5 protein-coding genes are annotated in these 6,189 nt (G+C 73.3%); 2 read left to right on the forward strand and 3 right to left on the reverse strand.

The annotated features are described in order from the left end of the window. Positions 1–4: 4 nt before the first annotated feature. Genes AB0L34_RS01920 through AB0L34_RS01930 form a run of 3 tightly spaced genes read right to left on the reverse strand, consistent with a single transcriptional unit; the run spans position 5 to position 2,976 of the window. Positions 5–286, reverse strand: a complete 282-nt coding sequence (locus tag AB0L34_RS01920; protein ID WP_357450036.1) for a hypothetical protein — start codon at positions 284–286, stop codon at positions 5–7. Positions 287–289: 3 nt separating this feature from the next. After that, positions 290–2,173 carry a class E sortase gene (locus AB0L34_RS01925; protein ID WP_363701071.1) on the reverse strand — a complete coding sequence of 628 codons (1,884 nt, stop codon included), beginning with the start codon at positions 2,171–2,173 and terminating at the stop codon, positions 290–292. Beyond that, positions 2,170–2,976: a DUF881 domain-containing protein gene (locus AB0L34_RS01930; RefSeq protein WP_363701073.1), complete on the reverse strand. Its 807-nt coding sequence runs from the start codon at positions 2,974–2,976 to the stop codon at positions 2,170–2,172. Before AB0L34_RS01930 ends, AB0L34_RS01925 begins: the two co-directional genes overlap by 4 nt. 228 nt (positions 2,977–3,204) lie before the next feature. Here AB0L34_RS01930 and AB0L34_RS01935 point away from each other — a divergent pair, with 228 nt between their 5' ends. After that, on the forward strand, positions 3,205–3,468 hold the full coding sequence (locus AB0L34_RS01935; RefSeq protein ID WP_350702307.1) for a cell division protein CrgA: 264 nt from the start codon (positions 3,205–3,207) through the stop codon (positions 3,466–3,468). A gap of 469 nt (positions 3,469–3,937) precedes the next feature. Further along, complete coding sequence (locus tag AB0L34_RS01940) at positions 3,938–6,133, forward strand: (Fe-S)-binding protein (RefSeq protein WP_363701075.1); 2,196 nt, start codon at positions 3,938–3,940, stop codon at positions 6,131–6,133. The last annotated feature ends 56 nt before the right edge of the window (positions 6,134–6,189 follow it).

Consider the following 6,189-nt stretch of genomic DNA (forward strand, 5'->3'; position numbering starts at 1 on the left):
GGGCTCACTCGTCCGGGGAGGGGGGCGGGGTGTTGTTCCGTTCGGTGTCGTACGGCAGGTCGTGCCCGTCGCCGGGCGTTCCCTCCCCGTCGCCGGGCACCACGCCGACGTCGCCGGGTTCGCCGGACTCCTGGGTGACCTGCACGTCGTCGAAGGGCAGCAGGGGCTCGGCCCAGGGGAAGACCACGTACCAGAGCAGGGCCACCATCGCGCTGGCGATCAGCAGGCTGCCGACGAGCTTGCCGGGCAGCCCGAAGGGGAGCTTGCGCCAGATCCAGCCGTACATCGCCTAGCCTCCCAGTTCCGCCGGGCGACCCGCCGACTTCGGCTGGGTACGCGCCAACTCGGCGTGGATGATCAGGCGCTGGTAGTTGTCGAACTTCGGGTTGCACGTGGTCAGGGTGAGCATCGACTTGGTCGGCTTCACCCCCGGCTTGCCCGGCACGGGCGCCACCACCTCGACCTGGGTGGGCCGGACGATCCGGCTCTGACTCACCTTGTAGACGTACCAGTCGGTCTTGCTCTCCACCACGATGGCGTCGCCGTCGTTCAGCTCGTCAAGTCGCCAGAACGTGGCGCGGTTGCGGTGTCCGGCGACGGAGAAGTTGCCCACCTGGCCCGGCAGGGCGCTGGACGGGTAGTGGCCGGGCGCGTACCGGATGTCCTTCTGGGTCACGCCCTCGACCACGACCCAGTTCTTGTCCAGCTTGGGGATGTAGAGCCCCGCCATCGGCTTGCCCTGCACCGGCGGGTTCGGCTTGGTGGACGTGCTGGCCGACGGCGCCACGGTCGGGTCGCCGTCCGGCCCCCACGCCTGCGCCAACTGCTGGCTGAGGTCGTTCTGGTGGGCGTCGACGATCGCCGACTTGCCCCACACCTCGTAGCCGGCGAAGAGCAGCACCACCATGCCGAAGGTGATCAGCACCTCGCCGGTGATCCGGATGCCGGCGCGCAGCCGGGAGCCCAGCGACGGCCGGGTCAGCTCCGAGTAGACGCTCTTGTAGCCCTCGCCGGTCTGCTCCGGCCGGAGCTGGACGACCCGTTCGCCCCGGCGTGGCCGGGGCTGCTCGGCGCCGGCGTCGGGGACGTCGGGTTCGTCCGTCTTCGGGGGGCGCGGCACGGCCCCCATCAGGGCGGTCGACTCGAACAAGGCCGCCGAGCCGGCCGGCGTACGCCCGGGGACGGCCGGGATCACGGCGGTGGCCCCGGGGTCGGCCGAGCGGTCGGGGACGGTCGGCGACGCCGGGGCGGACGGCCCGCCGACAGCCGCGCCGCTCTTCGGGATGAAGGCGGTCGGCCCGTCGGTGGTCGGCCGGTCGCCCTGGGCGGCGGCGCGGTCCACGGGCGGACGGAGCGAGCGTTCGCCGCCCTGCCCGGACGCCCGGGTGGCGTCCGGCTGCCCGACGGGGCCGGCCGGCGGCGCCGGGTGCGGCGGGGCGGCCGGCCGGAGCTGGCCGGCGCCCGACCACGGTGGCGGGGCGGGGGCACCACGGCCGGCGGCGCCGGTGGGCGGGCCGAAGTCCACGGGACGGGCCGGCGAGTCGCCGTCTGACCGGCCGGCCGGTGGGCCGACGTCGCCGAGACCGGGGCGGCCGTGGTCGGGGGGGCCGGGGCGGCCGAAGCCGGCAGGGCCATGGTCGGCGGGGCCGGGGCGGCCGTGGTCTGCGGGGCCGGGGCGGCCGAAGTCGGTGGGGCCGAAGTCCACGGGGCCTGGGCGGCCGAAGCCGGCAGGGCTGTGGTCGGGGGGGCCGGGGCGACCGGGCCCGAGGCGGTCCGGGTCGGCGGGCCGGGCCGGGTTGACGGTGCGGGCCTGGTCGGCGCCGGGGACGAACCGGCCGGGGTTCGCGGGACGACCGGGCTCCCGCGCGGGGCTGCCCGGGCGCGCCGGGTCGCCGGGCCGGGCGGAATCGGCGGGGCGGCCGGGCCCGGCGAAACGGGCGGGGTCGGACGCGGCGCGCGCCCACTCGGCGGGTGGGCCGCCGGCCGGGCGGCCGTCGCCGACCGACGGGCCGGGACCGTGCGGGCGCGGCGCCGGGGAGCGGGGCGGCAGCGTCGGCTCCGGCCAGGCTCCGGCCGGGGCGGGACGATCGACCTTGGGCAGGAACTCCGTCGGGCCGTCACCGTGGTCGCGGTGCCGGCCGTCGGGCTCCTCCGGCCAGTCGTCGCGGGTCACCGTGGCACCGCCGCCGACCGGAGCGTTGTCGAATCCTCGAACGCCGGCACGGCGACGGTGGAGACGGTCTCCTTGTAGCCGAGCTTGTAGTCGTCGACCAGGTCCCTGAACAACCGGACTCCCTCGGAGTCGGCGAGGGCCCGCTGAAGGGCAGCGGGATCGCCGATTGCTACGATCTTGAATGGAGGGGAGTACACCCGGCCGTGCAGCAGCAGGGTGTTACCGACGCAGCGTACCGCGCTGGTCGACAGCACGCGGACGTTCATGATGGACATGGCCTCGGCGCCACCCGCCCAGAGGGCGTTCACCACGGCCTGCACGTCCCCCTGGTGGACGACCAGGTCGTCGTTGGTGGCCCCGGCGGGCAGGGTCCCGTCGTTGCGGCGGGGCGCGTCGTTGAGTTCCACCGTCACCCCGGGGCCGCTGAGCGCGGTGAATCCGGCGGCCTCCCGGCTGGCGGCCGCCCGGTCCTGCTGCTCCTTGATGGGGCCGTCCGAGCTGGCCAACGCCGTGGTGCGGTCCTCGACCTCCCCGCGCAGCGCGGCGGCGCGCTGTTCGCCGGCCGCCACCTCCGCGCGGCGGTCCTCGATGAGCTGGTTGAGCTGGGGGCGCCGGTCCTCGCGTAGGGCGGTGCCGCCGGCGGTGGTCGCCGTGGTGGTGAAGAGCAGCCCGGCCGCGGCGGCGATCAGCGGCACCCCGATCGACCAGCCCGGTCGGCGCTGCCGCGGTCGCCGTGGCAGGAGGCCGGCGACCACCCGCCGGAGCACCTTCCGCCAGGATGCCGCGCCGGATGTGTACTCCACCGAGCGTTCCTTCCCCGTCGTCTGGTTCAGCCCGCGAGGTGGCGGGCCGGTGCGGCGACCCGAACAGTCCCGCCTTTTTCGGTCACTCCGAGCACCGGCCTGACCCCATTCGTGGCTTGGACGGGTCTTCGGGACTACGCTAGCTGTCGAACATTATTGGCCATGGACCGTCGCCCCCGCGCCCGGTTGTCAGGCCGGACGAGGTCGTCACCCCCTCTGGAGAGCGTCGTGCCCAAGTCTCAGGTCCGCAAGAAGAAGGTGTACACCCCGCCGACGGACGTCCGCCCGACGGCGACGGCGGCGACGCGCAAGCCTAGCCCGGTGTGGCTGCCGATCTCGGCGGTCAGCCTCATCGTCTTCGGCATCGGCTGGCTGGTGGTCTACTACCTCTCCGAGCAGGAGTACCCGGTCATGTCGTGGGGTTACTGGAACCTCGCGGTGGGCTTCGGCGCGATGGTCGCCTCCCTGATCCTGCTCTCCCGCTGGCGCTGAGCGGCCCCGCCCGGCGACCGCCTGGCGCCGGGCCACCCGAGTCGCTCTCGGCTCGGTGCAACCGTGCGGTGCGCGCCTCTCGGTGCAGCCGTCGCGGTCGCCAGCCTCTCGGTGCAGCCGACCGCTAGTCGGCACCCGAGCCGTCGACCAGTCTCGCGGGCGCCCGATGCGGCCCCGCCGGGGGCCGTCCGGGGCGGTGCCGCAGCTGAGCGTGTCACTCGGCGGAGACCCTGCCCGGCGGTTTCGGGTCGGGCCACCTATGGTGTGCGCAGGGCGGCGCGGCCGGAGTGCGAGATGACTCACGTTACCGCTGGGTAACCTTGCGCGTAGGCTGCATTGCATGACCGAGCGGAGCGAGGTCATCGACCGGTCCGGTCGAGGGTGCGGTGGCGGCGGCTCGCCGACCGCCCCCTGATCCGGCCCCGGTCGCCGAGCCGCTCGACAGGCAGCAGACCGGGAGGCCAACTCGATGGGCAGCGTCCAGATCGTCACCACGATCCTCGCGTTCGCCGTCACCGCCGTGGCGGTGTGGCTTGCGGTACGCGCGGTCATGAAGATGGTGGCCGTCATCCGGCTGGGTCAGCCGGACCCGACCCGGTTCGGCGACAAGGGCACCCGCACGAAGACCATGCTGGCGGAGACCGCCGGCCACACCCGCATGCTCCGCTGGAGCGTGGTGGGCGCGGCGCACTGGTTCGTGATGGTCGGCTTCATCGTGCTGTCGCTGCTGGTGCTGGAGGCGTACTTCGAGGTCGTCTCCCCGACCGGCGGGCTGCCCCTGGTGGGCGGCTGGGCGCTCTACGGCGCGGTGACCGAGCTGATCGGCGTCCTGGGCATCGTCAGCATCCTGGTGCTGATCGGGATCCGGGTCCGCAACCGGCCGACCCGGCCGGGTGGTCGCTCCCGGTTCACCGGCTCCACCATGTGGCAGGGGTACTTCGTCGAGGCCGTGGTCCTCGCGGTGCTGATCATGGGCTTCGTCATCCGGGGCTTCAAGGTCGCCACCGACCACTTCGAGTACCCGGTCTGGGCCACGCCGCTCAGCCACGCGGTGGGCGGGGTGCTGCCGAACTGGGACGCGGGCGTCAGCATCGCCGCCCTGGTCAAGATCGCCATCTCGATGACCTGGCTCATCGTGATCGCGCTCAACGTCACCATGGGCGTCGCCTGGCACCGTTTCCTCGCCTTCTTCAACATCTTCTTCAAGCGCGACCCGGGCCGCGCCGGCTCCGGCCTCGGCGCGCTGCGCCCGATGACGAGCCAGGGCAAGCCGCTCGACTTCGAGGAGGCCGACCCGGAGAAGGACCAGTTCGGCGTCGCCCAGGTCGAGCAGTTCAGCTGGAAGGGCCTGCTGGACTTCAGCACCTGCACCGAGTGCGGCCGCTGCCAGTCGCAGTGCCCCGCCTGGAACACGGGCAAGCCGCTGTCGCCGAAGCTGCTGGTGCTGAGCCTGCGCGACCACGCGTACGCCAAGGCGCCGTACCTGCTGGCCGGCGGCGGCAAGGACCTGACCGGCGAGGAGAAGGCCACCGCCGCGCAGCTCGCCCACGTCGACGTGCTCGCCCTGGCCGAGGGCGACAAGCCGCTGATCGGCACGGCCGAGGAAGGCGGCGTCATCGACCCGGACGTGCTCTGGTCCTGCACCACCTGCGGCGCCTGCGTCGAGCAGTGCCCGGTCGACATCGAGCACGTCGACCACATCGTCGACATGCGCCGCTACCAGGTGCTCATCGAGTCGAGCTTCCCGTCGGAGGCCGGCGTGATGCTGCGCAACCTGGAGAACAAGGGCAACCCGTGGGGCGCCCCGCCGAACACCCGCGAGGACTGGACCAAGGGCCTGGACTTCGAGGTGCCGCGGGTCGGCGAGGTCGACGACTTCGAGTACCTCTTCTGGGTCGGCTGCGCCGGCGCGTTCGAGGACCGGGCCAAGAAGACCACCCGGGCGGTCGCCACGCTGCTCAACGAGGCGGGCGTCAAGTTCGCGATCCTCGGCGAGGGCGAGACCTGCTCCGGCGACCCGGCCCGCCGGATCGGCAACGAGTTCGTCTTCCAGATGCTCGCCCAGCAGAACGTCGAGACCCTCAACGAGGCGTTCGAGGGCAGGGAGAAGAGCAAGCGCAAGATCGTCGCCACCTGCCCGCACTGCTTCAACACGCTGGGCAACGAGTACGGCCAGCTCGGCGGCGAGTTCGAGGTGGTCCACCACACCCAGCTCCTGGCGCACCTGGTCGCCACCGGCAAGCTCACCCCGGTGCAGCCGGTCGACGGCGGCGTGACCTACCACGACCCCTGCTACCTGGGCCGGCACAACCGGGTGTTCGCCCCGCCGCGCGAGGTGCTGGGAACCGCCATCGCCGGCGAGCTCACCGAGATGCCGCGCAACAGCGAGCGCTCCTTCTGCTGCGGCGCCGGCGGCGCCCGGATGTGGATGGAGGAGAAGATCGGCAAGCGGATCAACGTGGACCGGGTCGAGGAGGCCATGTCCACCGGGGCGCGGACGGTCGCCGTCGGCTGCCCGTTCTGCTCGACGATGCTCAACGACGGGGTGAACGGCAAGGGCGCCGGCGAGCAGGTCGAGGTCGTCGACGTGGCCAGCGTGCTGCTCCGCTCGGTGAAGCCCGAGCAGGCGCCGGGCGACAGGGAGACCGCGCCGGTCGCCGGCTGACGCGTACCTCCTGGAACGCCCGTCGGCGGCGGCACCGCCCCGGGGCGCCCCCCAAC

This window comes from Micromonospora sp. NPDC052213, from assembly GCF_040679695.1.
Classification (GTDB): domain Bacteria; phylum Actinomycetota; class Actinomycetes; order Mycobacteriales; family Micromonosporaceae; genus Micromonospora.